This is a genomic window from Dongia sp. P2_B8 (assembly GCF_056404715.1).
Map to the genome: position 1 here is coordinate 989,217 of NZ_JBFUDM010000003.1, position 25,428 is coordinate 1,014,644.

Annotated in this window: 23 protein-coding genes; 12 read left to right on the forward strand and 11 right to left on the reverse strand. The window is 61.3% G+C overall.

All coding sequences use genetic code 11. The features are described from left to right. Positions 1-105: 105 nt before the first annotated feature. Positions 106-828 carry a hypothetical protein gene (locus AC1DWZ_RS12190; protein WP_477169160.1) on the reverse strand — a complete coding sequence of 241 codons (723 nt, stop codon included), beginning with the start codon at positions 826-828 and terminating at the stop codon, positions 106-108. 209 nt (positions 829-1,037) lie between these two features. On the opposite strand from AC1DWZ_RS12190, the gene amaB reads away from it, so the two are divergent. Continuing rightward, on the forward strand, positions 1,038-2,555 hold the full coding sequence (amaB, locus tag AC1DWZ_RS12195) for an L-piperidine-6-carboxylate dehydrogenase (RefSeq protein ID WP_477169161.1): 1,518 nt from the start codon (positions 1,038-1,040) through the stop codon (positions 2,553-2,555). 46 nt (positions 2,556-2,601) lie between these two features. On the opposite strand, the gene AC1DWZ_RS12200 is transcribed toward amaB, so the two are convergent. Together AC1DWZ_RS12200 and AC1DWZ_RS12205 are read right to left on the reverse strand one after the other, a co-directional pair. After that, positions 2,602-3,768, reverse strand: coding sequence for an MFS transporter (locus AC1DWZ_RS12200; protein ID WP_477169162.1), 1,167 nt, complete (start codon positions 3,766-3,768; stop codon positions 2,602-2,604). 110 nt (positions 3,769-3,878) lie between these two features. After that, entirely contained in the window at positions 3,879-4,004 is a 126-nt protein-coding gene (locus AC1DWZ_RS12205) for a hypothetical protein (protein WP_477169163.1), read from the reverse strand. 233 nt (positions 4,005-4,237) lie between these two features. On the opposite strand from AC1DWZ_RS12205, the gene AC1DWZ_RS12210 reads away from it, so the two are divergent. Beyond that, complete coding sequence (locus AC1DWZ_RS12210; protein ID WP_477169164.1) at positions 4,238-6,028, forward strand: hypothetical protein; 1,791 nt, start codon at positions 4,238-4,240, stop codon at positions 6,026-6,028. Beyond that, positions 6,025-6,729 carry a hypothetical protein gene (locus tag AC1DWZ_RS12215; protein ID WP_477169165.1) on the forward strand — a complete coding sequence of 235 codons (705 nt, stop codon included), beginning with the start codon at positions 6,025-6,027 and terminating at the stop codon, positions 6,727-6,729. The genes AC1DWZ_RS12210 and AC1DWZ_RS12215 overlap by 4 nt, the downstream gene beginning before the upstream one ends. Here the strand turns inward: AC1DWZ_RS12215 and AC1DWZ_RS12220 are convergent. Then, a complete protein-coding gene (locus AC1DWZ_RS12220) occupies positions 6,726-8,117 on the reverse strand; it encodes an aminotransferase-like domain-containing protein (RefSeq protein ID WP_477169166.1) in 1,392 nt (463 codons plus the stop codon). The genes AC1DWZ_RS12215 and AC1DWZ_RS12220 overlap by 4 nt on opposite strands. Before the next feature lie 119 nt (positions 8,118-8,236). Between AC1DWZ_RS12220 and AC1DWZ_RS12225 the strand changes: the two genes are divergently transcribed. From AC1DWZ_RS12225 to AC1DWZ_RS12235, 3 genes are all read left to right on the forward strand, one after another. Beyond that, on the forward strand, positions 8,237-8,476 hold the full coding sequence (locus AC1DWZ_RS12225; protein ID WP_477169167.1) for a hypothetical protein: 240 nt from the start codon (positions 8,237-8,239) through the stop codon (positions 8,474-8,476). A gap of 126 nt (positions 8,477-8,602) precedes the next feature. Beyond that, on the forward strand, positions 8,603-9,769 hold the full coding sequence (locus AC1DWZ_RS12230) for an acyl-CoA dehydrogenase family protein (protein WP_477169168.1): 1,167 nt from the start codon (positions 8,603-8,605) through the stop codon (positions 9,767-9,769). 132 nt (positions 9,770-9,901) lie between these two features. Next, positions 9,902-10,738 carry an SDR family oxidoreductase gene (locus AC1DWZ_RS12235; protein WP_477169169.1) on the forward strand — a complete coding sequence of 279 codons (837 nt, stop codon included), beginning with the start codon at positions 9,902-9,904 and terminating at the stop codon, positions 10,736-10,738. Between the two features lies 1 nt (position 10,739). Here AC1DWZ_RS12235 and AC1DWZ_RS12240 read toward each other — a convergent pair whose 3' ends face one another. Together AC1DWZ_RS12240 and AC1DWZ_RS12245 are read right to left on the reverse strand one after the other, a co-directional pair. Next, positions 10,740-11,621 (reverse strand): 5-formyltetrahydrofolate cyclo-ligase, encoded by an 882-nt coding sequence (locus tag AC1DWZ_RS12240; protein WP_477169170.1) that lies wholly within the window; start codon positions 11,619-11,621, stop codon positions 10,740-10,742. Next, positions 11,618-13,129 carry a UbiD family decarboxylase gene (locus tag AC1DWZ_RS12245; RefSeq protein WP_477169171.1) on the reverse strand — a complete coding sequence of 504 codons (1,512 nt, stop codon included), beginning with the start codon at positions 13,127-13,129 and terminating at the stop codon, positions 11,618-11,620. Before AC1DWZ_RS12245 ends, AC1DWZ_RS12240 begins: the two co-directional genes overlap by 4 nt. Before the next feature lie 79 nt (positions 13,130-13,208). On the opposite strand from AC1DWZ_RS12245, the gene AC1DWZ_RS12250 reads away from it, so the two are divergent. After that, on the forward strand, positions 13,209-14,897 hold the full coding sequence (locus AC1DWZ_RS12250) for an SUMF1/EgtB/PvdO family nonheme iron enzyme (RefSeq protein ID WP_477169172.1): 1,689 nt from the start codon (positions 13,209-13,211) through the stop codon (positions 14,895-14,897). Positions 14,898-14,899: 2 nt separating this feature from the next. Here the strand turns inward: AC1DWZ_RS12250 and AC1DWZ_RS12255 are convergent, their stop codons facing one another. From AC1DWZ_RS12255 to AC1DWZ_RS12270, 4 genes are all read right to left on the reverse strand, one after another. Continuing rightward, positions 14,900-15,733: an SPOR domain-containing protein gene (locus AC1DWZ_RS12255; protein ID WP_477169173.1), complete on the reverse strand. Its 834-nt coding sequence runs from the start codon at positions 15,731-15,733 to the stop codon at positions 14,900-14,902. Between the two features lie 172 nt (positions 15,734-15,905). After that, the gene (gene cobT / locus AC1DWZ_RS12260) at positions 15,906-17,774 is read right to left on the reverse strand and encodes a cobaltochelatase subunit CobT (RefSeq protein ID WP_477169174.1); all 1,869 of its coding nucleotides are present in this window, start codon (positions 17,772-17,774) and stop codon (positions 15,906-15,908) included. A gap of 20 nt (positions 17,775-17,794) precedes the next feature. Next, entirely contained in the window at positions 17,795-18,793 is a 999-nt protein-coding gene (cobS, locus tag AC1DWZ_RS12265) for a cobaltochelatase subunit CobS (RefSeq protein WP_477169175.1), read from the reverse strand. A 163-nt stretch (positions 18,794-18,956) separates the two neighbouring features. After that, on the reverse strand, positions 18,957-19,580 hold the full coding sequence (locus tag AC1DWZ_RS12270) for a DnaJ domain-containing protein (protein ID WP_477169176.1): 624 nt from the start codon (positions 19,578-19,580) through the stop codon (positions 18,957-18,959). Positions 19,581-19,695: 115 nt separating this feature from the next. On the opposite strand from AC1DWZ_RS12270, the gene AC1DWZ_RS12275 reads away from it, so the two are divergent. The 5 genes from AC1DWZ_RS12275 to AC1DWZ_RS12295 all read left to right on the forward strand — a co-directional run bounded on the left by AC1DWZ_RS12275 (position 19,696) and on the right by AC1DWZ_RS12295 (position 24,357). Then, positions 19,696-20,184 (forward strand): YchJ family protein, encoded by a 489-nt coding sequence (locus tag AC1DWZ_RS12275; protein ID WP_477169177.1) that lies wholly within the window; start codon positions 19,696-19,698, stop codon positions 20,182-20,184. Positions 20,185-20,194: 10 nt separating this feature from the next. Further along, positions 20,195-20,467, forward strand: a complete 273-nt coding sequence (locus tag AC1DWZ_RS12280; RefSeq protein WP_477169178.1) for a BolA family protein — start codon at positions 20,195-20,197, stop codon at positions 20,465-20,467. A 236-nt stretch (positions 20,468-20,703) separates the two neighbouring features. After that, a complete protein-coding gene (locus tag AC1DWZ_RS12285) occupies positions 20,704-21,819 on the forward strand; it encodes a PspA/IM30 family protein (RefSeq protein ID WP_477169179.1) in 1,116 nt (371 codons plus the stop codon). A 13-nt stretch (positions 21,820-21,832) separates the two neighbouring features. Next, the gene (locus AC1DWZ_RS12290) at positions 21,833-22,537 is read left to right on the forward strand and encodes an OB-fold-containig protein (RefSeq protein ID WP_477169180.1); all 705 of its coding nucleotides are present in this window, start codon (positions 21,833-21,835) and stop codon (positions 22,535-22,537) included. Positions 22,538-22,620: 83 nt separating this feature from the next. Further along, a complete protein-coding gene (locus tag AC1DWZ_RS12295; RefSeq protein WP_477169181.1) occupies positions 22,621-24,357 on the forward strand; it encodes a flotillin family protein in 1,737 nt (578 codons plus the stop codon). A gap of 31 nt (positions 24,358-24,388) precedes the next feature. On the opposite strand, the gene AC1DWZ_RS12300 is transcribed toward AC1DWZ_RS12295, so the two are convergent. Further along, positions 24,389-25,297, reverse strand: a complete 909-nt coding sequence (locus AC1DWZ_RS12300) for a polysaccharide deacetylase family protein (protein ID WP_477169182.1) — start codon at positions 25,295-25,297, stop codon at positions 24,389-24,391. Between the last annotated feature and the right edge of the window lie 131 nt (positions 25,298-25,428).

Genomic DNA, 25,428 nt, shown 5'->3' on the forward strand with positions numbered 1-25,428 from the left:
AGCCGGGCCGTCCATATGTCAAGATAATTGACGTTTACCCCCGCCATGCCGGCCCTGTGCAACCCGCATGGCTTGGGAAATTATCGAGCTGCCGCTTGATGTTACTCAATCCGGCTTGATCTTGTAGAGCGTCGCCGACCACTTCAAGAACGACAGGAAATCGGCATATCCGATCTGGTACTGCCCGCTTTGGTCCCGAATCCTGCCACCGAATTCAAGATAGGGGTTCTCGGTCGGCTGGTAGATCTTGGGGTCGTTGATGATGAGCTGCAAATTGTCGGCCGTCCCATCGAAACCGACAATCAGGACAGCACGCTTCTCGGCCTTGTTCTGACCCTCGTTCGGGGCCGGCTCGATCTGCACCAGAATCGGCCGCTCGAATTTGATCTCCTGGATGATGTCCTGGGGCGAGATCGTCCTGGCTTCTTCCCAGCGCATGGCAACGGGAACTTCACCAAACGATTCCAGCGCATATTGCGAATAGCCTTTGACGATGCGGCTCACTGCAGTGAATTCGCTTTCGTCCGGGGATTTGTAACAGTTCTGCGTGCCGGTCAGGAAGAAGGCGAGGCTGCATTGCATCTCGCCCGGTCCGGTATTGGGGACGTCATAATAGACCATCATCATCTCGGCGATGGAGGCCCAGGCCTGGCCGGGCGCCAGTTCCGGCGCCGGCGCTATATCAAGCAGGCTCTCGGCGCGGGACGGCGTCGCCCAGCCTAGGACCGTAACGGCCAGGACCGTAACGGCCAGGACCGCGGTCGTGGCACCCGCCAGCAGGGCCTGTTTCAGCCCATACCCAATCGACCAATTTTGCAGGCGCGCCATCGACTCGTCTCCGGTAGTTGCAAAGGTGGGAACCCATTCTCGCCACTTGTGGCGGGCAGGGCAAGCAGGCGGCTATCCCGCTGCTCAAAGCCCACGATCCGGGAAAAGTTCCCCGCAGGCTGCCAAATAGGCCTGCAGCAGGGGGTCAGTTGACAAGATCGACGCGTCTGGCGCATGCATGGGCGCTTTTCATTTGGAGCTGCCACATCATGAAACTCGACAAGATTCTGAAGGCCCTTGGCCTCGACGCCAAGGCGCTGAAAAAAGGCGATCTTATCGTCCGCTCGCCCATCACCGGGGGCGAGATCGGCCGCCTGGTCTGCGACGATGCCAAGGGGGCTGCCAAGAAGATCGCCCGCGCCCAGGCCGCCTTTCTAGCTTGGCGCCAGGTGCCAGCACCCAAGCGCGGCGAATTGGTCCGCCTGCTCGGCGAGGAATTGCGCGCTCACAAGGCGGCGCTGGGTGAACTTGTTTCCGTCGAGGCCGGCAAGATCACGACCGAGGGTCTGGGCGAAGTGCAGGAAATGATCGATATCTGCGATTTTGCAGTTGGCCTGTCGCGTCAGCTCTATGGCCTTACCATCGCCTCGGAACGTCCGGGCCACCGCATGGCGGAAACCTGGCATCCGCTCGGTGTCGTCGGCGTCATCACCGCTTTCAACTTCCCGGTCGCCGTCTGGTCGTGGAACACGGCGCTGGCTTTGGTTGCCGGCAATTCGGTGGTGTGGAAGCCCAGCGAGAAGACACCGTTGACGGCACTCGCCAGCGCCAAGATCTTCGCCAAGGCAGCTGCGCGCTTTGCCAAGGAAACGGGGACAGCCATTCCCGACGGCCTGGTCGAGGTGCTGATCGGCGCGCGCGAAGTGGGCGAGGTCATGGTCGATGATCCGCGCGTGGCGCTCGTCTCGGCCACGGGGTCGACCCGCATGGGCCGCGAAGTGGCGCCGCGCGTGGCGGCTCGCTTCGGCCGCTCGCTGCTGGAGCTGGGCGGCAACAATGCGATGATCGTCTGCCCGTCAGCCGATCTCAAGCTCGCCGAACGCGCCATCCTGTTCAGCGCGGTGGGCACGGCCGGCCAGCGCTGCACCAGCCTGCGCCGTCTCATTGTTCATGAAGATATCTACACAAAGCTGCTGCCGCGCCTGAAGAAGCTTTACGGCCAGGTGCCGGTCGGCAATCCGCTGGATGGGAAGACCCTCATCGGCCCGCTCATCGATGCGGGCGCCTATGAGGCGATGCAGGCTGCCTTGAAGCAGGCTAAGGCCGAAGGCGGCAAGGTCACCGGCGGCGAGCGCGTCAGCGTTTCCGGCTGCGCCAACGGCTACTATGTTCGTCCCGCCGTGGTCGAATTGCCGAAGCAGAGTGCCGTCATGACGCACGAGACTTTCGCGCCAATTCTGTACGTCGTGAAGTATCGCGAGTTTGCGGATGCTATTCATTTGCAGAACAATGTGCCGCAAGGCTTGTCGTCCTGCATCTTCACCCGCGACGTGCGCGAAGCCGAATTGTTCACCTCGGATGTCGGCTCCGATTGCGGCATCGCCAACGTCAATATCGGCCCATCGGGTGCCGAAATCGGCGGCGCCTTCGGCGGCGAAAAGGAAACCGGCGGTGGCCGCGAAAGCGGGTCGGATGCGTGGAAGGCCTATATGCGCCGCGCCACCAACACCGTCAATTATTCCGACCATCTGCCCCTGGCACAGGGCGTGAAGTTCGACATTGGCTAAGATATTCAGACGGGGTGCAGCTAACCAGCACCCCGCCTGATTTCCATTAAGCGCGCGGCACCAGCAGCCAGACGCGCTCCAGCCGCTTTTGATTGGCCGTAGCAAGGCCGATCACGCCAGCGGCACCTGCCAGAAACAGGAACAGGCCGGAAGGTCCCCAAGCCTCCATGGCAAGGCCGGCGCCGATCGGGCCCACAGCTGCCCCGATCCCATTCACGAACAGCAGAGCGCCGGTCGTTGCCAGCGTGCAGCCGTTCCCGGCCCGGTCATTGGCAAGAGCTGCACCCAGACCATAGATCGGCGACATGATCGCGGTGAGCAGGCCGAACAAAGTCACCAGCATGGTGAAGCCGGAGTTCGAGAATGCGAACAAGGCAATGCTGAGCAGCGTGCCCAGGACAATGACGATCTTGGCAACCGCAATGCGCTCCTGCGCCTTGTCGGAAAAATGCCCGATCGGGAACTGCCCGGCGATGCCGGCAATCGCCGCCACGGTCAGCATCACGGAGAGATCATTGTTGTCGAGGCCGGTTTCCACGGCATAGCTCGGCAGCAGGCCATGCAGCCCGCCATTGATGATGCCCGACCCGAAGCAGATGGCGAGGGCCGCTGGTGGCACGGCACGGAAATGGCGCAGGCTGAGGCGACCATGGGCGGGCACCGGCAGTTCCGCCCGGCGCGACATCAACACCGGGAGAACGGCGAGCGAGATGAGTGCCCCGGCGACGATGAAGCTCATGATGCCACCGGTTCCTTCGGCGAGAACGGCGACAGGCGAGGCGCCTGCGGTCAGCCAGGATGCCGTCATATAGACGCTATAGAGCCGCCCGCGATTGCCGCGGCTGGCAAGCACATTCAAGAGGCTCTCGGCGATGGTGTAGATGCCGGCCATCGCAAAGCCGCAGCTGGCGGAGAGCAATAGCCAGAACATCACGTCGAAGAAGAGGGCGTGGGCGAGCAGGCTCAGTGCCGCCACGACAGCCAGCCCACCAATGGTCTGGCGTGCGCCGAAATTGACGATGAGATGCCGGCAGATCTGCGTGCCACCGAGATAGCCCAGTGAATAGGCCGCGGCCACGAAGCCGATCATTGCGGTCGAGACGCCGTTTTCCTCCAGGCGCAAGGACACCAGCGGCGACACCAGCGCCAAGGCGGTTTCGAAGCCGGCGACGGCAATGAGGGCCGGCATGAAGAGGATGAGGGGTGCGCGCATGATGGGTACTCCGGGGCGATCTTTGGGCGACAACAAGGACGAGAATCGGGCGCGGCTGATCAGCCCGCCCGTTCTGGAACGTCATCAAGCTCGATGGTTGGAAGAGAGCTCTAGCGTTCGATGTCGCCGCGTTCGAGCGGCCCGCTCGGCGGCAGATCCGGCAGGCAGACAAGCGCGTGCTGCCCGAGCCAAAGCCCGGTCAGGTCCAACGCCATATGTCGCCGCGGATAGGTCATCAAAAACACCTCAGTAAGTCAGCTATCCTAATATTCAGAGGTCAAAAAGTAAATGATTAGCGTGGCATAGGCGCTATGCGTTGAATATTTGTTCAGATTTTCAAAGAGCTAGATCGCTCGCCATTGGAGTGGTGGAAGCATCATGTTCTATTTTTGTTCTTTACAAAATAGGAATTAAATGATAGAAAAAGAAGGTACACAGCAAGCGCGGAGCCATCTCAATGCCCCCCAGAATGACAGCACCGGAACGGCCGTCCGCCTGGCCGCCTCATGTCGAGGCTCGTGCCGAGGCGAAGCCCGCGCCGAAGGTACCGGCTAATTCGAATGTCCAAGGTGTGTGGGAAAATGGTGTCTTCCGCTTCAACTCGCCGGAAGCCATCGAAGCCTGGCGCCGCAAGGCCTACAGCCAAGGCGTCAGCGCGGACAATTGGCATCAGGGCTCTGAGGTCGATGACAAGACCCGTGCACTCGCCGAGGCCAACCTCGGCGGCCCGATGCCCGCCATGTATCAAGGCCCCGACGGCAAATACCGCTTCGCCAACTTCAAGACCATCGAAGACAAGGATGTGCGCGACCATCGCCTGCAATACATCAAAGGCAAAACGATCGACCAGATCGCCGCGGACAAAATGCCGGGCGAGGATGAGTACATCGCGAAGGGGACAGTACAAGTCAGGCAATCGCTACCGACATCTGTAAACGATAATCAAAGCCCGCAGATAGCATCTCAGGAGCAGATGAAAGTGTCTGTGCCGTATGGCGGCCGCTTTGCCGCCATGCCCGATCAGGTCGATGAACCAAAATCAGGAGTTGAGCGGCCGAATCTGTTTAGGCGATTTGATGCCTCCTCCAAACGAGCGTTTATTGACAGCACGGGTGCGGGCGCCGCGATCCAACAGTTCAAATCCGGTCACGCTCGCTCTCCTGACATTTTGGCAACACGACCGCCGGATCGATTCCTACAATCCGGATCCAAAGGTGCTGTCGATTGGTATCGCATGTACGAGCCATTGGGTATCGCAGGCGGCAAGCGTAGGATCGATTTTCTTTCTCCAGATGAGCGGAAGCAATGGCAGACAGAGTGGGAAGCGCTGAGTGCTGACCAGCAAGCTGCTTACCGTGCTATGTGGGAGGAAAAGCAAAAGGAATACGTGCCATGGCGTGCTCAAATTGACAGGGAGATCAACCTCCCGTCGCCGCAATCTAAAGCCGAGTACGTAGTGGATTTTCTGGGCTCTCTTTTTGGCTCGATGGGTTCGCCTGAAAACTGGATTGGGATTGGACCGAGTGCAGCTGCGAATACCGTGCGCGCTCCTGCTGCCGGTTTCGCTGCGGAGGCAGCAATGATTACTGCACGCAACTCGGACAATCTGGCCGGTGCATTTGGTGAGGCTGCGGCTGAGTCCGTGGGCGCTACTGCACTTCGAAAGCTTGATGATTTGACCGAGAGGATGGGGCCAAATTCTCCGTTCCACGACGAACCGGGAAAGGGAACGATAGATGCGCTTGGCGAATCAACTTTCAATTTTAGAGCAGAGCTGGAGCAAGCGAAGAAAATTCATTACACTTTGAGAGATGCCTATAATCTACCTGGGCCCCATCTAGGACTGATCTATGTGAAGGAGAAAGCAACTGGATCCGCCGAATGGATTGCGTTTATGAAAGGCCATCCCGATGTGATCTGGCTAGAAGCAACTCAGGAATTTGCGGTTCCTGCGATACGCTATGTAAATCCAAATCCAAACGGCAAGAATCTTATTAGGCTTGATGCAGGTGGATTGTTTGGCGATGTAGACGGAGCAGTATTAACAGATACCAAAAGACAAATGGCAATCTGGAGCAAGGGGAGTCAAAGCACCACTAAGGCTACACTCGGCCGTCTTCGAGAGGCGCTACAGCAGAATCCTAAATACGGGAAGATCATCTATGAGATCGAGACAGAAGCAGCTGCGCAGAAAGCACGTCTTTTTATCGAAAGAAACGGTTTCTCTGATATCATTATTATAAAGGTAAGAGGGAAATGAGCGGGGCAACGTTTGAATATTTTATGCACTATAAGCCACGGCATGAGGAATCTATTGAAGAGCGCCATGCGGTCGTCGTCAATGCCATGCTGAAGCTTCCGGAGCCCTTAAGTTGGCAGGGCCTGCAAATTCCTCTGGCACCAGATTGTGGTGAACATCTGAGTGCACATTACGAAGTGGGCTATCCCGTATCTGGGATCTGGCTAGCTGGCGACTACATCTATCGCGGTAAGACGTATGTCTATCAGGATGGCATATCCTACGACGACAAACTGACAATCACCTTCACTACAAATAGTGAGCATCTAGCTTACCAGCAGATGCTTTATCAACATTTGTCCGATGCTGTTTCTGCGTTTGGCGGGTATCTGGCGCGTGGGTTTTATGAAGGATATTCGACGCGATATCATGACTTGCATAGAGCCGAACTAGATAAACTTCAGCTTGGCCGAAAAATCGATCTCAATGGGCGCAACAATGTGTTCTCACTACAGCCTGCCCAGTACTGGGACGAGGAATTGTGCCGTAAGGCCATGGGCTTTGGGCGGGATGAGGTCATTTCTCGGCTCAATGGCAGGGTGCCATCGGTGAAGCCATTGAGGGATGGCGTCTACGTCGTCTTCGACGACAATCCGGATTTGAGCTTCGAAGAATATTGTGCCTACAACGATCGACTAAAACCGATCCTCGGGCTCGTTTAGACGATCGTCGCCGCAAACGTTTCTCGCCGCTGTGCCAGTGCTTCGGCGACGGCGCTGAGAGCCTGATCGAGTTTCGCCTGATCCGCAGCCGCACCGAGGCATAGCCGCACGGCTTCCGGCGGTGTCTCGGTGACGGCGAAGGCGTCACTCGGCACCACGGCCAGGCCTTGCCGCTGCAAATGCGCGACGAAGGTGGCGCGGGGCCAGGCGGGGGGGAGCTTCAGCCAGATGTGATAGGCCTCGGGTGCCGTGCGCATGTCGCTGCGGGGGAGGTGGGTGCTTGCCAGGCGTTGGCGGGCGATGGCTTCCTGGCGCAGGGAGCCGAGGAGACGCGTGGCAATTCCTTCCATGATCCAGTAACTGGCGAGGGCCACCGCCAAAGGTGGCGCCATCAAGCTGGTGGCGCGCAGCGCACCGGTCAGGCGGTCGGCAGTTCGTGCGTCTGGTGCGACCAAGTAGGTCACGCGCAGGGCGGGTGTGAGCACCTTGGCGAGGCCGCCAAGATAGATCGTTATATCGGGCGCAAGGGCTGCGATCGCCGGCGGCGCATGTCGCACCAACGGCCCATAAGCGTCGTCTTCGATGATGGTAAGGCCATGGCGGCGCGCGATGGCGATGATCTCAAGGCGGCGTTGCTCCGACATCGTGGCCGTGGTCGGGTTGTGCAAGGTGGGCACGCAATAGAGCAGCTTGGCGCGGCCGGCCCCACAGGCTGCCTCCAGGGCCGATGGCAGCATGCCCTGCTCATCCATGGCAATGCCTTCGAGCCACAGGCCGAGATGCTCGGCCGCCGCGCGCAGGCCTGGGTAGGTGAGTTCCTCGGTAAGGATGCGGTCGCCGGCCTTAGCGTAGCTGGTGAGGATGGCAGTCAACGCTATCTGCGTCCCACCTGCGACCAGCAGGCGGCCTACTGGCACATCGCCCAGGCGTCCTTGCAGCCAGCGCGCACCGGCTTGCCGGTCTTCAAGGGCACCGCCGCTGTCGCGATAGGTCATCAGCGAGAGAAAATCGGGCCGCGCTGTCACGGCAGCCATGCCGTCACGTACGAGGTCAGCGAGTTTGGCATCGGCCGGCTGCGGCGGCAGGTTCATGCTCATATCGACCGGCGAGCGGTCTTCAGCGCTCTGTGCGATGGGTGCGCGCACGAAGGTGCCACGGCCGACGGTGGCATCGATGAGGCCGCGCCGCCGCGCCTCGGCATAGCCGCGGCTCACCGTGGTGAAGTCGATGCCGAGCGCATCGGCAAGGGCCCGCTGTGTCGGCAGCTGCTGGCCGGCGACCACGCGGCCAGCCTGCAAGTCGGCGGCGAGGCAATCGGCGATGGCGAGATAAAGCGGGCCGCTGCGCGTGCCGAGCTGTGGCGTCCAGAGGCGGATTTTCTTGCGCATCGATCGTGCCTGATTACATACATTTCACGTTTGAATACATACAAAAATAAATGAATGCAGTCAATTGTATTTGTATGTGATGATGACTAGATTTATCGGGTCGGATCACGGAGGAAATGATGAAACGCTGGATGGTGGCCTATTCGCTGAGTTCGGCAGGGTTGATTGCCTTTGTCTGCCTGGCCTTGTGGGTCTTCAATAATTTCAAGGGATTGGATATCAGCTGGCAGGGCATGGCGGCGCTGGTCGTGGGGTCGGTCCTGGTGTCCGGTCTCAGTATCGGCCTGATGGCGGCCGTCTTCTGGAGCAATCGGGGCGGCCATGATGAGGACGCCTATGATCTCACGCACCGCCCTTAGGCTAGGCTGTATTATACGATCGTAAAATAGATCTTTTCGTCGGGCACGCGGCCGAGTATAGGATAACGAGCCAAATGCGGGCGTGGCACCCAGCTGCGCCCATCCGTGCTGCGATAGGGATCCGCCATGCCATTCGATTTCCAGCCGACCGACGAGCAGCGCATGCTGGTCGAGACGACCCGCGCCTTTGTCGAGAATGAGCTTTATCCGGTCGAGCGCCAGGTCGACAAGTTGGGGCATGTGCCGGCGGAAATCGGTAAGGCAATCAAGGAAAAAGCCAAGGCGCTCGGCCTCTATGCTGCCAACATGCCAGAATCGGTGGGTGGTGGCGGGCTCGATGTCATGTCGCAGATGCTGTTCGAACGCGAACTCGGCAAGGCCAATTGGGCGGTGCAGAAATTCGTCGGCCGTCCTTCTTACATCCTGATGGCGGCCAAGGACGAGCAGATCGAGAAATACCTTCTGCCCACCGTGCGTGGCGACAAGATGGAAGTGTTTGCACTGACGGAACCCGGCGCCGGGTCGGACGCCATGTCGATCACCACCAAGGCTGAGGCCGATGGCGACGATTACATCATCAAGGGCGGCAAGCATTTCATCACGGGTGTCGGCACGCCGGACTTTGCCATCGTCTTCACGGTGACGGGGGTTGATGAAACCAAGCGGGGTCCTCGGAAGCGCATCACGGCCTTTCTGGTCGACCGTGACACGCCAGGCTTTACCATCCGCCGCGGCCCGCGCTGCGTCTCTTACCGCGCCTACGATAATTTCGAACTGTTCTTCGACAATGTGCGCCTCAACAAGCGGCAGATCCTGGGCGAAGAGGGCAAGGGTTTCGAGGTGGCCAGTGAATGGCTGCTGGGCGGCCGCGTCTTCATCGCCGCCAATTGCTGCGGCAAGGCCGAGCGCGCGATGGAGCTGGCGCTGGACTGGGCAGCCACCCGCAAACAGTTCGGCCAGACCATCGGCAAGTTCCAGGGTGTTTCCTTCAAGCTCGCCGACATGAAGACGGAACTCGCCGCGGCAGACGCGTTGACGGCCTTCGTCTGCTGGAAGCTGCAGAACGGCACCATGACCAATGGCGATGCCGGCATGGCGAAGCTGTTCGCCACGGAAATGCTCGGCCGTGTGACCGACCAGGCGATCCAGGTCTTCGGCGGCATGGGTCTCATGGAGGAATTGCCGCTTGAGATGATGTGGCGCGATGCCCGCGTCGAGCGCATCTGGGAAGGCACCTCGGAAATCCAGCGCCACATCATCTCGCGCGAAATGCTGCGCGCGAAGGAACAATAAGCGAGCCCCCACCCCGCCGACGGCCCTCCCCCTAAAGGGAGAGGGAGAAGAAAGTGGCGCGGCGCGAAAGCTCTCTCCCTTTAGGGGGAGGGTTGGGTGGGGCAAAAACTCGCTATCAAAGGATCAGTCACTATGTTCCAACCCGACCTCCTCAAAGGCAAGTGCGTGCTGGTGACCGGTGGTGGTACCGGCCTTGGGCTTGCGATGGGGCGGCGGTTTTTGGAACTGGGGGCGAGGCTCGCCATCTGCGGGCGCCGGGAAGAAATCTTGATGGAGGCCGCCGCCAAGCTCACCGCGGAAACCGGTGGCGAGGTCGCAGTCCATCGCTGCGATATCCGTGACGCAGCGCAGGTCGAAGAGATGGTAGCTGCACTCTGGCAGACGGGCGGCATCGACATCCTGGTCAACAATGCCGCCGGCAATTTCATCGCCAAGACGGAGGAGCTTTCTCCGCGCGCGGTCGATGCGGTGCTGGGCATCGTGCTCCATGGCAGCGCCTATGTGACGCTGGCCTGCGGTAAGCGCTGGCTTCAAGAACAGCGCAAGGCCAGCGTGCTCTCGATCGTCACCACTTATGCCTGGACCGGCTCGGCCTATGTCGTGCCCTCCGCCATGGCGAAGGCGGGTGTGCTGGCGCTCACGCGCAGTCTCGCTGTCGAATGGGGCGGGCGCGGCATTCGTCTGAACGCCATTGCGCCCGGACCATTTCCGACGCCCGGCGCCTGGGAACGATTGGTGCCCAATGCGGACCTTGCCAAGACCTTCGAGACGCGCAACCCGCTGCACCGCGCCGGCGAGCATATCGAGCTTGCCAATCTTGCCGCGTTCCTGGTGTCCGACTTTGCCGGCTATATCAATGGTGAGGTCGTGACGATCGATGGCGGCGAATGGCTGCAGGGTGCTGGCCAGTTCAATTTCCTCTCTGCCATGTCGGATGCCGATTGGCAGGCCATGAAGCCAAAAAAATAGTTTAGGGGACGAGCGTCGCGCGCAGGGCCTGAAGGGTGGCGTGGATGCCATTGTCCTGCACCCGCGGGATCAGCTTGCCGAGATAAGTATCGATATCCGCCGGTGCCGCGATATGGCCACCGTCACTCTTCGTGCCCAACCGCCAATGGATGAAATCCAGGAGCGGTAACCGCTCGCTCGGAACGACTGGCAGAAGTGGCTGCAGGGCTGACACCAGTTCGCGCACTTCAAGTTCGCCTGCATAGCGCGGGTCGGATTCTTCGGCGTAACAGACTGGCGAGCTGCCACCGGCCGATGCCACCAAGGCGGCAGAGCGTTCCGTCACGATGCGGTTCATGGGAATGTCGTGAACCTGGGGCTGGATGCTCGGCAATTGGAACATGGCAAAGCCGATGCCGATCACCTCGGCAGGCTTCTTCCGCGCGGCGAGCGTGCGGTCGAAAAAGCCACCGCCATAGCCCAAGCGATAGAGTGCCGCATCGAAGCCAACCAAGGGGGCGATGATTGTCTGCGGCAGGATCTCGATATCGGTTGCAGGAATAGGGATGTCCCAGATGCCGCGTGCCATGGCGCAACCGGGCGTCCAGGGGCGGAAGGTCAGTGGCTCGCCGATTTTCCTGCCGACCGGCAACGCGATTTCGACACCGTCAGCAGCCAGCGCCCGCATCAAGGGGCGTAGATCAGGCTCGCCGCGGAACGGCCAATAGAAACTGATCGGCCCATCGGCTTCCTGCAACAGCGGGTGCAGGCGTTCCATCAGCGCCGCCGTCATCCCCTGGCGCAGGGTGGGTGGCAAGGCCGTGCGCGCAGCCAGAATTTTGCCGCGTGCCTCCTTGCGCCACGCCTTCACCTGTTCCCAGCCATGGGTGGGTGCCGTTGTCACTTCCAGATCGGCTTGCCGCTGCCGGGCAGACCGAGTTCGGTCCAGCGCGCACTGACACGGTCGACGATGTTCTGGTCCATGGCGATCTTCTCACCCCATTCGCGATGCGTTTCGGGCGGCAGCTTGTTGGTGGCATCAAGCCCGATCTTGCCGCCGAGGCCGCTCTCCGGCGAGGCGAAATCGAGATAATCGATCGGCGTGCGCTCGACCAGGGTGAGGTCGCGCACCGGATCCATGCGGGTCGAGATCGCCCACATGACGTCTTTCCAATCGCGCGCATTGATGTCGTCATCTACCACGATGACAAACTTCGTATACATGAACTGTCGCAAAAACGACCAGACACCGAACATCACGCGCTTGGCGTGGCCGGGATAGGCTTTCTTCATCGAGACGACGGCAATGCGGTAGGAGCATCCCTCAGGCGGCAGCCAGAAATCGACGATCTCCGGGAACTGCTGGGTGAGAAGGGGAATAAAGACCTCGTTCAAGGCCTCGCCCAGGACCGAAGGCTCATCCGGCGGGCGGCCGGTGAAGGTCGAAAGATATATGGGATCCCGGCGCATGGTGATGGCGCTCACCGTGAAAACCGGGAAGGGCTCGACGGAATTGTAATAGCCGGTGTGATCGCCATAGGGACCTTCGTCGCGATAATCCTCCAGCGACACATGGCCTTCGATCACGATCTCAGCGTGCGCCGGCACTTGCAAGGGCACGGTCTTGCAGTCAACCAGCTCGACCTTCTTGCCGCGCAGCATGCCGGCGAAATGATATTCGGACATCGTGTCCGGAACCGGCGTCACGGCAGCAAGGATCGTGCCCGGATCGGCGCCGATGACGACGGCGGCGGGGAAGGGCTCGCGCTTCGTAGCACCCCAGCGTGCATGGTGCTGTGCGCCACCGCGATGCTTCAGCCAGCGCATCAGCGTCTGGTTCTTCCCCAGCACCTGCATACGATAGATGCCGAGGTTGAAATCGTCGGACTTGCCTTTGCCGGGGCCTTTGGTGACGACCAGCGGCCAGGTGATGAGCGGCGCCGGCTCGCCCGGCCAGCAGCCCTGCACCGGCAATTCGGTCAAGTCGATCTGATCGCCTGTGAGGACGATATCTTGCACGGGCGCGTAGCCGACCTGTTTCGGCTTCATGGCAAGTGCAGTCTTCAAGAGCGGCAACATCTCCCAGGCTTCCTTGAAACCGCCGGGCGGTTCCGGCTGCTTGAGGAAGGCGAGGGTCTCGCCCAGTGCCCGCAGGCCCGATGGTTCCCGGTCCATGCCCCAGGCCACCCGTTCGACCGTGCCGAACAGATTGACCAGCACCGGCATGGCATAACGCTTGCCGGTTTCCTTGGAGACCGGATTTTCGAACAGCACCGCCGGCCCGCCTTCGGCCAGCAGGCGGGTCTGGATTTCCGTCATCTCGAGATGCGGGTCGACGGGCGCCGAAACGCGCACCAGCCGGCCGCTGCCTTCGAGTTTTCCGATGAAGTCGCGCAGGGATTCATATGGCATAGTGGGGGCAATCTAGCGGGTTTCCTCAGGCTGGGCTAGGCCGTGAGGAACGACCATAACCGGTCGGATCGGAGACAGAATGCACCGTCTGGCGCTGCTAGTTTGCATGATCCTGGGACTTGCCGCCACGCCGGCCGCTGCCGAACCGCGCCTCGCCCTTGTCATCGGCAATTCGAAATATGGTGCCGAGATCGGCAAGCTGCCGAACCCGGCGAATGATGCAGATCTGATGGCCGCGACCTTGGGCAAACTTGGTTTCAAAGTCACCAAGCTGGTCGACGCCGACCAGAAACAGATGAAGCGTGCCATCGCGGATTTCGGATCTGCCCTGATCAAGGCGGGGCCCGATGCGGCTGCCCTGTTCTTCTATGCCGGCCACGGCGTGCAGATCGATGGCGAGAACTACCTCATCCCGATCGCTGCCGTGATCGAGAAGGAAGCGGATGCCGTGCTGGAAGCCGTGCCCGCGAACTGGATCCTGAAGCAGATGGAATTTGCCGGCAACCGCATCAACATCATCATTCTCGATGCCTGCCGCAACAACCCGCTGGCGCGTGGCATGCGCGGCAGTACGCGCGGGCTGGCGCGCATGGATGCGCCAAAGGGCAGCTTCATTGCCTATTCGACAGCACCTGGCGAGACGGCGGCGGATGGTGATGCGAAGAACAGCCCTTATACCCAGGCGCTGACCAAGGCGATGCTGGAACCGGGTGTCGCGATCGAAGAGACCTTCCGTAACGCCCGCGTCGACGTGCTGAACGCAACGAGCGAGGCGCAGGTGCCGTGGGAATCATCTTCTCTCACCGGTGCATTTTATTTCCAAGCAGGTCCAGCGCAGCCGGCCGCTGCCGCGCCAACACCAGAAGCTCCCGCAAAAACCACCGCCATGGCGGAAGCTTCTCCATCATCCAGCAAATCGCTGCCGAGCGGCATCAAGGCCGGCAGCGTGATCAAGGACTGCCCTGCGTGCCCCGATCTGCTTGCCGTGGCACCGGGCGCTTTCGTCATGGGTGCGGGCGAGGACGAAGATGATGCGACGGACGCCGAGGGACCGCCGGCGAAGATCACGGTCGGCGCCTTTGCACTTGGCAAGACGGAAGTAACGCGCGGGGAATTCGCCGCCTTCACGGATGCGACGAATTACCAGCCGGCCAAAAGCTGCTGGGGCCAGCTCGCCGGCGGCAAATATGATTTCATCGACGGCAATGATTGGCGTCGACCGGGCTTCGACCAGACCGACCGGGATCCGGTCGTCTGCATTACGGCCGATGATGCCCAGGCCTATGCCAAATGGTTGGCCAAGGAGACCGGCAACCCCTACCGGCTGCCGAGCGAAGCGGAATGGGAGTACGCAGCACGCGGGGGTGCCGTCGGTCCCTATTACTGGGGCAACGACGCCGATGGTATCTGTGCCAATGGCAATATCGCCGATGAATCGGCCGCCAGGAAGTTCAAGGGCTGGAACGTCATCGATTGCAATGATGGCTATGTCTTCACGGCCCCCGCTGGTTCATTCGCCCCCAACGCCTTCGGCTTCTACGACATGCTGGGCAATGCCAAGGAATGGGTAGCCGATTGCTGGAACGATGATCTCGGCGGCATTGGTTCGACGGCCAAGGCGCGTCGTTCGGGCAGATGTGAGATGCGCGTCGTGCGTGGCAGTGCCTGGGATGCGCCGCCGCCCGTCAGCCGCCTTGCCTTTCGCGAAGGCAACAACAGACCGACGGCCTATTTCAACTACGGCTTCCGGATCGCGCGCGACTTCTAAGGTTACGGGCCGACGATCAGACAGTCGCCGCCGGCAGCCTTGATGTCTTGGCAGGCAGAGGTGGCAGCACTGCGATCGGCGAAGGGCCCGGCCTGCAGGCGGTAGTAGATGCCCTTGCTGCCGAGGTCGGCGCGTTCGACATGGAGATCTAGGCCCGCAAGCGGCGCGCCAATGCGTTTCTTCAAGCGCTTCCATTCGCCATCAACGTCGCTCTCATTTGGCACCGAAGCCAATTGGAGGCGAATGCCACTGTCCGTGGCAGGCTCGGCAGCAGGAGCGGCAGCCACTTCGGTCTCCGCGGGCGCAGGCGCTGGTGCCGGTGTTGGCGTCGGCGCAGCAGCAGGCGCCGCCTGATATTCCGTGGCGGCAGCGTCCGACTGTGTCTTTGCTTCGCTGCGCTGGCTGGCGGAGAGGCGCTGGCCGACCACCGTCTGGTTGGTCTCGGCCACTGTGCGTGAAATGCCGGGCGAGGCGCCGCGCGCTGCCAGCGACAACCATTTATAGGCTTCGGTATCGTTCTGCTCGATGCCTTGGCCTTTGGCGTACATGACGCCGAGGCGAGCCTGAGCATCCGGCTCGCCGGCTTCCGCTGCCTTCTTCAGCAGGCTGATGCCTTCTTCCACCGACCCGCCATGCCCATCAAGATAGAGGGCTGCAAGCTTCCAGGTCGCATAGCCGTCACCGGCATCGACCAGCGGCTGCAGGGCAGCGATCCCGGCATCGTAATCCTTGGCGGCGATGGCGGCTTCGGCAGCGGCGAGATCGGCCTGGGCCGAGGCGAGCGGCAGACACAGCAACATGGCCGCGGCGAGCGTTGTGCGAAGGATGGCAGCCATGGTCGGTCTCCGGCGGTGAAGGCAGGGCGCAGGACCTGACAAATCAAGGCCCGGCAAGTCAGATTCACTCATAGACCGGAAACCCGAGTCGCGTCGATGGCATTGGTCGCTGTGGTGCCAACCGGCATTTGCGCTAAATGCCTCAGGCGTCAGGCAGTCAGGCGTCAGGCAGTCAGCCGCCGAAGGCGCTCTTCTTGCCGGGACGGCGATTGTCTTCGTCGAACAATGACGCCAGCTGCTCCAGCACCGTGCCGCCCAATTGCTCGGCATCCACCAGGGTCACCGCGCGGCGGTAATAGCGGGTGACGTCATGGCCGATACCGATCGCCACCAGTTCGACGGCTGAGCGCGTCTCGATCCAATCAATGACGTCGCGCAGATGATGTTCGAGATAGTTGCCGGGATTGACCGAGAGCGTCGAATCATCGACCGGCGCACCGTCCGAGATCACCATCAGGATCTTGCGCTGTTCCGGCCGCACGGCAATGCGGTTATGGGCCCAGAGCAAGGCTTCGCCGTCGATATTCTCCTTGAGGATACCTTCGCGCAGCATGAGGCCGAGATTCTTGCGCGCACGGCGCCAGGGGGCATCGGCGGATTTGTAGATGATGTGGCGAAGATCGTTGAGGCGGCCGGGATTGCCGGGCTTGCCAGCCGCGATCCAGCTCTCGCGCGACTGCCCGCCCTTCCACATGCGGGTGGTGAAGCCGAGAATCTCGACTTTGACACCGCAGCGTTCCAGCGTCCGCGCCAAGATATCGCCGGTCATGGCAGCGACTGTGATCGGTCGGCCACGCATCGAGCCGGAATTGTCGATGAGCAGCGAGACGACGGTGTCGCGGAATTCGGTATCGCTTTCCTGTTTGTAGGAGAGCGGCAGGTCGGGATTGACGACCACACGCGGCAGGCGGGCAGCATCGAGGATGCCTTCCTCGAGATCGAAATTCCACGAGCGGTTCTGCTTGGCGAGCAGGCGACGCTGCAGGCGGTTGGCGAGCTTCGCCACCACGGTCTGCAGGGCGGTCAATTGCTGGTCCAGCAGCTGCCGCAACCGTGACAATTCTTCCGGATCGCAGAGATCGGCCGCATCGACGATCTCGTCGAACTGCGTGGTGAACGGCTTATAGGGTGTTTCGTTACGGCGGCTGAGATCGGGTTCGTTGCGACGCTTAGGTGACCCTGGCTTTTCGTCGCCGGTCTCCGCGTCCATCTCCATCTCGGTTTCGTCGGCATCGACGTCCTCGGCCTCGGCCGCGGCACTCTCGGCCGCTTCCGATTCCATTTCCATCTGGGCGTCGGATTTCTGCTGTTCCTTGCCCTTGGTCTGCTGCTGGTCGTCGGGGTTGTCCTGGTCGGGATCGTCCTGATTTTCCTGGTCGTCATCCTCGGGATCGAAATCGTCTTCCGAGGCTTCGAGCTCCATGTTAGCAAGGAGGCGCCGCGTTGCCTTGGCATAGGCCTTCTGGTTGCCCAGCGTCTCCCCTAAGCGTTCGATATCTTCGCGCACCTTTTGCGGCAGGTCGCCGCGCCACAGATCGACCATGCCCTTGGCCAGTTCCGGGACGGCTTGGCCGGTCAGGCATTCGCGGGCAAGCAGGCGCAGCACATCGGGCAGCGACCCTTCCTGGCGCGAGCCCACGCGCACATAACCCTTTTGCCGGCAATGCTCGTCAAGCGCCGCACTCAGATTCTGCTTCACGCCATCCATGCGCCGGGCGCCAATGGCCTCGACCCGCGCTGTTTCCAGCGCCTGGAAGATCTCGCGGGCGAGCTGGCTCTTCGGTGCCTCGCGGGCATGGATCTTCGGGTTGTGATGCTTGAGCTTGAGGGCGATGGCGTCCGATTCACCGCGCGTCAGGGCAACGTCCGCTGTCGGCAAATGCCGCCCGGGCAAAGGCAGGCGCGCCTCATTGCCGGAAATGCCGCTCGGCCCCTGATTGGGGGCAAAGCTCACCTGCAATTCCGGATTGCCGGAAATCGCGCGCATCGTGGCGGCTGTCACGCGGCGGAATTCCTCGACCGGATTCTTCGGTCCCGACATCTCTACCCCAACCCGTTCGGTTACGCCCGGATCTGGGCTTGCGTCGCCGCGTCCTTCAGATCCTGCCCAAAGCAGCGCTGGTAATATTCGGCGACCACCGGCCGCTCCAGCTCATCGCATTTGTTGAGGAAGGAGACGCGGAAGGCAAAACCGACATCGCCGAAGATGCGCGCATTCTCGGCCCAGGTGATGACGGTGCGGGGGCTCATCACGGTCGAAATATCGCCATTGATGAAGCCGGCGCGGGTGAGTTCGGCACAAGCCACCATGGCGTTGACGGACTTGCGGCCAGCTTCGTTGTCATAGGTCGGGGACTTCGCCAGCACGATGTTCACTTCGTCTTCATGCGGCAGGTAGTTCAAGGTCGCAACGATGTTCCAGCGGTCCATCTGGCCCTGGTTGATCTGCTGCGTGCCGTGATAGAGGCCGGTCGTGTCGCCGAGGCCGACCGTGTTCGCGGTCGAGAACAGGCGGAAAGCGGGATGCGGGCGAATGACCTTGTTCTGGTCGAGCAGCGTCAGCTTGCCTTCGACTTCGAGCACGCGCTGGATCACGAACATCACGTCCGGGCGGCCGGCATCGTATTCGTCGAACACCAGGGCGGTCGGGTGCTGCAGCGCCCAGGGCAGCAGGCCTTCGCGATACTCGGTCACCTGCTTGCCGTCCTTGAGGACGATCGCATCCTTGCCGATGAGGTCGATGCGGCTGATATGGCTATCGAGGTTCACGCGGATGCAGGGCCAGTTGAGGCGCGCCGCCACCTGCTCGATATGGGTCGATTTGCCGGTGCCGTGATAGCCCTGGATCATGACGCGGCGGTTGAAGGCAAAGCCCGCCAGGATGGCCATGGTGGTGTCATGGTCGAAGCGATAGCTGTCATCGACATCCGGCACCAATTCAGTGCGCTGGCTGAAGGCCGGCACTTGCAGCTCGGAATCGAGACCAAACATCTGGCGGACCGAGATGTTGATATCGGGCGTCGAGGATTTGTCGATTTGGGCGAGATTCTGGGTGACCATGATATGGGGCTCGTCAGCTCGTTAACGTCTTCAAAAGGGGGCTCTTTTTAGGGCAATTCCAGGATGGTGACTAGGCTATTCCCTGCAAAGCAGCCCTGCTTTCGCCATGGGATGCAATTGTGCCCAAATAAAAAGCAGAGAAGGGGCCAGCAGACCGGCTGATTCAGTCGATCGCGGCACGCTTCAGGGTGCTGTAGGCCTGATTGACCACTTTCAGCTTCTCCTCGGCTGCCTTGTCGCCGCCATTGGAGTCGGGGTGCAATTGTTTGGCCAGGGTCTTGTAGCGCGTCTTGATGGCATCCCAATCGACCGGCGGCGCCAGATCCAACACCGCCAATGCCTGCTCCTCCGCCGACAATTTCCGCCGGGCGCGGGCCTTGGCTTCTTTCTCCGCCTGGCGCTTGGCCTGGCCCATCCGGGCTTCGATTTCGGCCTGAACCTCTTCGGGAAACAGATCGAAACGCGTGCCGGAGGCGAATTTGTACTGCCGCCCGCTGGCGCTACGCTGGCCAAGCTTCCAGGTCGGCCGATCGCCCACAATCGACGAGCGCACCGATTTTTCGATCTCTTCCGGCCCCATGCCCGAATAATAGTCCCAGGTGCGATTATATTCGCGCACATGGTCAAGGCAGAACCAGTAATAGTCGTTGAGCCGGTCACGCGCCTTCGGCGCCCGGAACGTGCCAGATTCCTGGCAACCGGCATGGTCGCAGGTCGTCGGGCGCGGTGGCGGGTCCGGATCGAACTGGCGCCGGCGCCGGTGACGGATGGTCTGTTCTTTCGACATGAAGTTAAGTATGAGGTGCGGGACGCTATCCCGCAAGGGCGGCGACGCTTGCCGGATGACATGTCGCAGTCTAAGTCAATGCGGCGACACAATTTTTATAATGGATACCCAAGCTATGACCACTTGCCATTGCGGCTCAGGTAAAGAACTCGAAGCCTGCTGCCTGCCCTTGATCAACGGCGCCGCAGCCCCGTCCGCCGAGGCGCTGATGCGTTCGCGCTACACGGCCTTCAAGCTGGGCAACCTCGATTACATCGACAAGACCCACGCCACCGACATGGACGAGCCCTTCGATTGGGCCCATGGCCAGGTGATGGTCGACGAGATCGACTGGCGCGGGCTGGAGATCATGAAAGTGGTCGGCGGCGGCAAGGACGATACGACGGGCGAGGTCGAATTCACCGCGCGCTTCCGCCGCCAGGGCCAGAACGGCATCCATCATGAACGCGCCACCTTCCGCCGCGAAGAAGGCCGCTGGGTTTATGTCGACGGCGAACTCAACCCGAAGGCACCGACGCGCCGCGTCGTCCATGTCGGTCGCAACGACCCATGCCCGTGCGGCTCCGGCAAGAAGTACAAGAAGTGCTGCGGCGCTGCCGCGTAAGGAGCTGACGATGGGACGGGTCGCGGATGACATGACGGCAAAGCTGCAGGCGGCCTTCGCCCCTGAACAGCTCAATGTCATTGATGAAACCAACCAGCATCACGGTCATGCCGGCTGGAAGGAAAGCGGCGAAACGCATTTCAAGGTCGAGATCACGGCCGCAGCCTTCGCCGGCAAAAACCGCGTCGACCGCCAGCGCCTGGTCTACGGCGTACTTGCCGAGGACCTTGCCGGGCCAGTGCATGCACTGGCCCTGGTCGTGAAGGCGCCCGGGGAAGTTTGACCGGGCGATTGCTGGTGGGGGTGATTGAAAAATCTCCGCCTTTCCCTACATGTTTTAGGCGCATTAGCAGGACGCCGGGGCGAATAATGGTTAACGCCGCGCGCAATCTCGTCTGCAGCCCTTGCTCGATTATTTTTTTAAACAGCCTTCGAATAGTCTTGAAAAGGACAAAATGAGTCCTTTATGATATTTCAATGATTGAGAAGCGTCGAAACAAGACTTACGGACAGTGTCGGTTGGCTTTGCATCCGGACGCAGCGGCTGCCGCCACGCTCCGGCGCATGTTGGACGCTTATGCCGATCTGCTGGCCTGGTTGGACACAACGGTGCCCGACGCCCAATCGGCGGATCTGGTGGCGTTGCATCGGCAGTATTACGAACCGGCCCGCGCGCGCTCGCATCTCCCGGCCCAGAGCGTCGTGCTGGCGCTCAAAGATTGGGCGCAGCGGCGCAAGGGCCAGATCGTCGAGGGCATGCCCTATGACGACAAGCTGTTTTCGGTGCGGGGTATCCAATCCCTGTCGCTGGCGACGTTGGACGGCAGGGTAATCGTACCGTTCTCCGTCGCGGACTATGGCGATAACTGGCGCGGTAGTGCGCCCGCCCGTCTGGTGGATCTGGGTTCACGCTTCGAGTTCCTGATCTCGGCCGAGTTGGCCTTTGTCGAAACCGCCTTGAAGGAGAAGAACATGGCAACGGAAAGTGCGCTTAATCGGATCGGCCGCGTCATTTCAGGCATGACCCATGCCGCCATCACGGCTGCCGAGCAAAGCAATCCGCAGGCGGTGATGGAGCAGGCGATCCGTGACATTGACGGCGCCGCCGACGAAGTCCGTGGCGAACTCGGCAAGGCCATGGCAGAACAACACCGTGTCGATGCGCGCCGCAAGGAATTGATGCGCGAGCGAGAAGCGTTGGACGAGAAAATCCGCCTGGCGGTCGGCCAGGGCCGCGATGATCTTGCCGAAAGCGGCATTGCCCGCCAGATGGATATCGAAGCCCAGGCCGGCGTGCTTGATCGCCTGCTGGTCGATGTCGCTGATCGCATTGCCCAACTCAACCAATCGCTGGACGCCGTCAAGGCGAGCCGGCGCGAGGCAGAGGAGCGCCTTCTCGAAATGCGTCAGGCGCAGCGCGCCATCGAGACCGAGACGGTCGGTGCAACCGGTATCAGCAAGAATGGCGCAGCTGCCAAGGTAGAGCGCGCCACGGCGGCGATCTCCCGGGTGAGCGGTGTCCCTGCCGGTTCCGGCCAGGAGCAGGCCAACGCCATCGATGAGCTGAACCGTATGGCGCGGGAACATGCGATCAAGGAACGCCTTGCGCGTCTAAAGGCCGACAACAAAGGCTGAGAAAGGTCATCACGTGAACGACGGGTCTGTGCTGGAGTTCATCTCCGGTTCTGGTACGCGGCCATTTGCGATCGCCGGCTTGATCCTTCTGGGTCTTCTGGCGATCGAAATCGTCAGCATGTTCATGGGTATCTCGTTGTCGGCCAAGATCGATGCCATGTTCGACATCGACACGCCGGACGTACCCGATCTCGACCATGGCGGCATGGCCGCCAGCGGGCTTGATGTGCATGCCGGCGAAGGCAGCATGTTTGGCACGGCCTGGGACTGGCTGAATGCCGGGCGCGTACCGCTGCTGGTCTGGCTGATGGGATTCCTGGGCGCCTTTACCGCTGTCGGATATCTCATTCAGGCATTGGCGCATCTCGTTATCGGATTCCTACCCGCATTCATGGCCGTGATTCCCGCCGCTGTGTTGGCGATCCCTGCTACGCGCAGCATGAGCCGGCTGATCGGCCGCATCGTGCCGCGCGACGAAAGCTATGTCGTGACACGGGACGATCTTATCGGCCTGACCGGCACCGTCTCTCTGGGGCCGGTCACGGAACAGGAGATCGGCCGTGTCCTGGTGAAGGACGTCCATGGCAACAGGCATTTGACCTGGGTGCGGGCGGCTGGTCCGGGGATCAACCTGCCGACCGGCGCCGTCGTGCTGCTGACGGAGCGGCGCGGCACCGAATACCTCGTCATCGCCGCAGACCCCAACCTGGTCGTCTAGTGCATATCCGCAATTTGTAATCTGTTTTGTGTCGTGGCTGAGGCTGATGGTCAGCTGTCGCACGACAGTGGGAGGAAACTGAGATGATTGATCTGGTGATTGCTGTTGCTTTGCCGGCGGTGATTGGCCTGGTGGCCATCCTGGCGATTGGCCTGGTGATCGCGCGTCTCTATGCCAGGGCTGAGAAAGACCGCTCCTATGTGCGGACCGGCCTTGGTGGCCAGAAGGTCGTGCTCGACGGCGGCTCGATCGTCTTGCCGGTGTTTCAATCGATCCGCTGGGTCAATCTGCAGACCCTGCGCCTCGACGTGCGGCGTGAAAATGCCGAAGCCATGATCACCAAGGATCGCATGCGCGTCGATATCGGCGTCGAGTTCTACGTCCGCGTGAAGCCGGATCAGCAGTCGATTGCTCTTGCCGCGCAGACGCTCGGTGATCGCACCAACGAGGCTGATCAGTTGCGTGAACTGGTGGAAGCGAAGTTTGTCGACGCTCTGCGCTCGGTCGCTGCTACCATGGTTCTGGCCGACCTGCAGGAAAAGCGCGCCGATTTCGTGAAGCGCGTGCAGGAAACAGTCGCGAGCGAGCTTGAACTCAATGGCCTTGAGCTGGAGAGTGCCTCGCTTACCAAGCTCGACCAGACCGACACCAAGTACTTCAACCCGAACAATGCCTTCGACGCCGAGGGTTTGGCGGCGCTGACCAAGATCACGGAAGCCAAGCGTCAAGAGCGGAACCTCACGGTCCGCAATGCCGAAGTCGCGATTGCACAACAGGATCTTGAAGCGCGCCAGAAAACGCTTGAGATCGACCGCCAGAAGAAGGAGGCCGAGCTGTCGCAGGAACGCGATATTGTCAACAAGACGGCGGAAACCCGCGCGGCTGCAGCGCAAAAAGAAGCAGAGGCGCAGCGCGCGGAAAACGAAGCGCGCATTACCACCCAGCAGGCCGTGGCCCTGCGTGAGGCGGAGGCCAAGCAGGCGCAGGAACAGGCCCGCATCTCGGCAGAACTCGCCATCCAGCAGCGCAAGATCGAAGCGGACCGTACCGCCGAGACGCTGGCAATCGGCAAGAAGCGCGACATCGAACTGGCCGATCAGGACCGCGCGATTGCGGTTGCCGATCGCAGCCGGGCGGAATCGGACGCGCGTGCCGAAGCCGAAAAATCCCGCGCCCTTGCCATCGCGGCCGAAGAATCGGTGGCGACCGCACAGCAGGTGGCGATCGCCGAACGTCAGCGGCAGGTTGCCGTTCTCGAGGCGCGTCAAGCAGCCGAACAGGAAGCGACCAAAGTGACGGTCCAGGCGCAAGCAGAGCGCAGTGCTGCCGAAGACCGCGCCGAGGCTGTCCGTACCGGTGCCAAGGCGGATTCGGATGCGGCCCTGATCCGTGCCGAGGCGCAGGCCAAGACCTATGAGGTCGAGGCCGAGGGTCAGCGCAAGATCAACGAGGCGCGCAACGCTCTGTCATCAGCCATGATCGAGCTGGAAATCATGCGCGAACGCCTGCGTATCATCCCGGTGGCGATTGCGGAATCCGTGCGCCCGCTGGAGAAGATCAGCGACGTTCGCATCATCGACATGGGTGGCGGTTTGCCCGGCAACAACATCGCAGGCGATTCCGGTGGCAACCGCATGGATGGACTGATGGGCCAGTTGCTGTCCTACCGCGCCAATGCTCCGGTGATCGATCAGCTGCTGAAAGAAGCCGGCTTTACCGAAGGTAGCGATCTGGTCAACCGATTGTTGGCCGGTGCCCAGCCGCTGCCACAATCGGGTGGCGGCAAGATGCCAGAGGCGAAGGGGCCTGCGGCCAAGTAGCAGACAGTCGCCAAACCACGAGACAACCGGGCTAGTCCGAAAGGACCGGCCCGGTTTTTTTGTCGACTTGCGGTCCAGCAAAGGCGGTCGACAGTGTCACTGGTTGCAGGCCGCGACGGCGCACCTGTTCCAGCAGTGCGGGCAAAACCTCCAGCACGACAGGCGTGCCACGCTTTGTGTGCGCCGAACCGCCGTCATGCAGCAGCAGCACATCGCCGCCGGCAAGATTTCGGGTCAGGCGTGACAATATCCGCGCTGGATCACGCTCTATCGCGTCGAAGCCGCGCCGGGTCCATGAGACATGGCGCAGGCCCCGGCGTTGCAGGATCGGGTCGAGAAACGGGCCACGAATGCCGGCTGGCGCCCGGAAGAAGCGTGGCGCGCGGCGCGTGATGCCGGTGAGGGCTGCCTGCGCGGCATCGATGTCGCGGGCCAGCCGCCCATAACCGTAGAGTGAAAAGCCGAAGCTGTGCTGGTGGCTGTGATTCTCGACATGATGGCCGCGACGGACGATCTCCCGCACCAGATCGGGGTGTGCCAGCGCGTGGCTGGCGATGCAGAAGAAAGTCGCGCGCACGTCCTGCGCTTCCAGCAAATCGAGGACCTGTGGTGTCACCTGGGGATTCGGGCCGTCATCGAAGGTGAGCGCGATTTCACCCCGCGCTGCTGCTCCTTGCGGTAGGCGCGTGATATTGGCGCCGATCATACCGTTGCGCGGGAAGACCACCACCAGGCCAATGACAAAATGGAGCGCCAGCAGTCCACCAACGACCCAGGGCCACCAGGCCGGCTGAAATGCCAGGGCAAAAAGGGCCAGCACATGCAACGCGAGCATGACACGCATAAAGTAGGTGGGGCGCCAGTCGCCCAGCACCTGCGTGGGCAGTCCTGGGTTAGCCTGTTCGACCCGTCCGGTGAGGACCTGTGAACCCTCGATCAATTTGCTGCAGCTCCCATTCATCACCCCGCTGACCATGGCCCGCCAATCATGGCTTTTGGCCAACATAGTCCGGGGCTAAGAAGTCGAAAATCAACTGAACACTAACGGACCTGCCATCGGTCGGTTCCGCA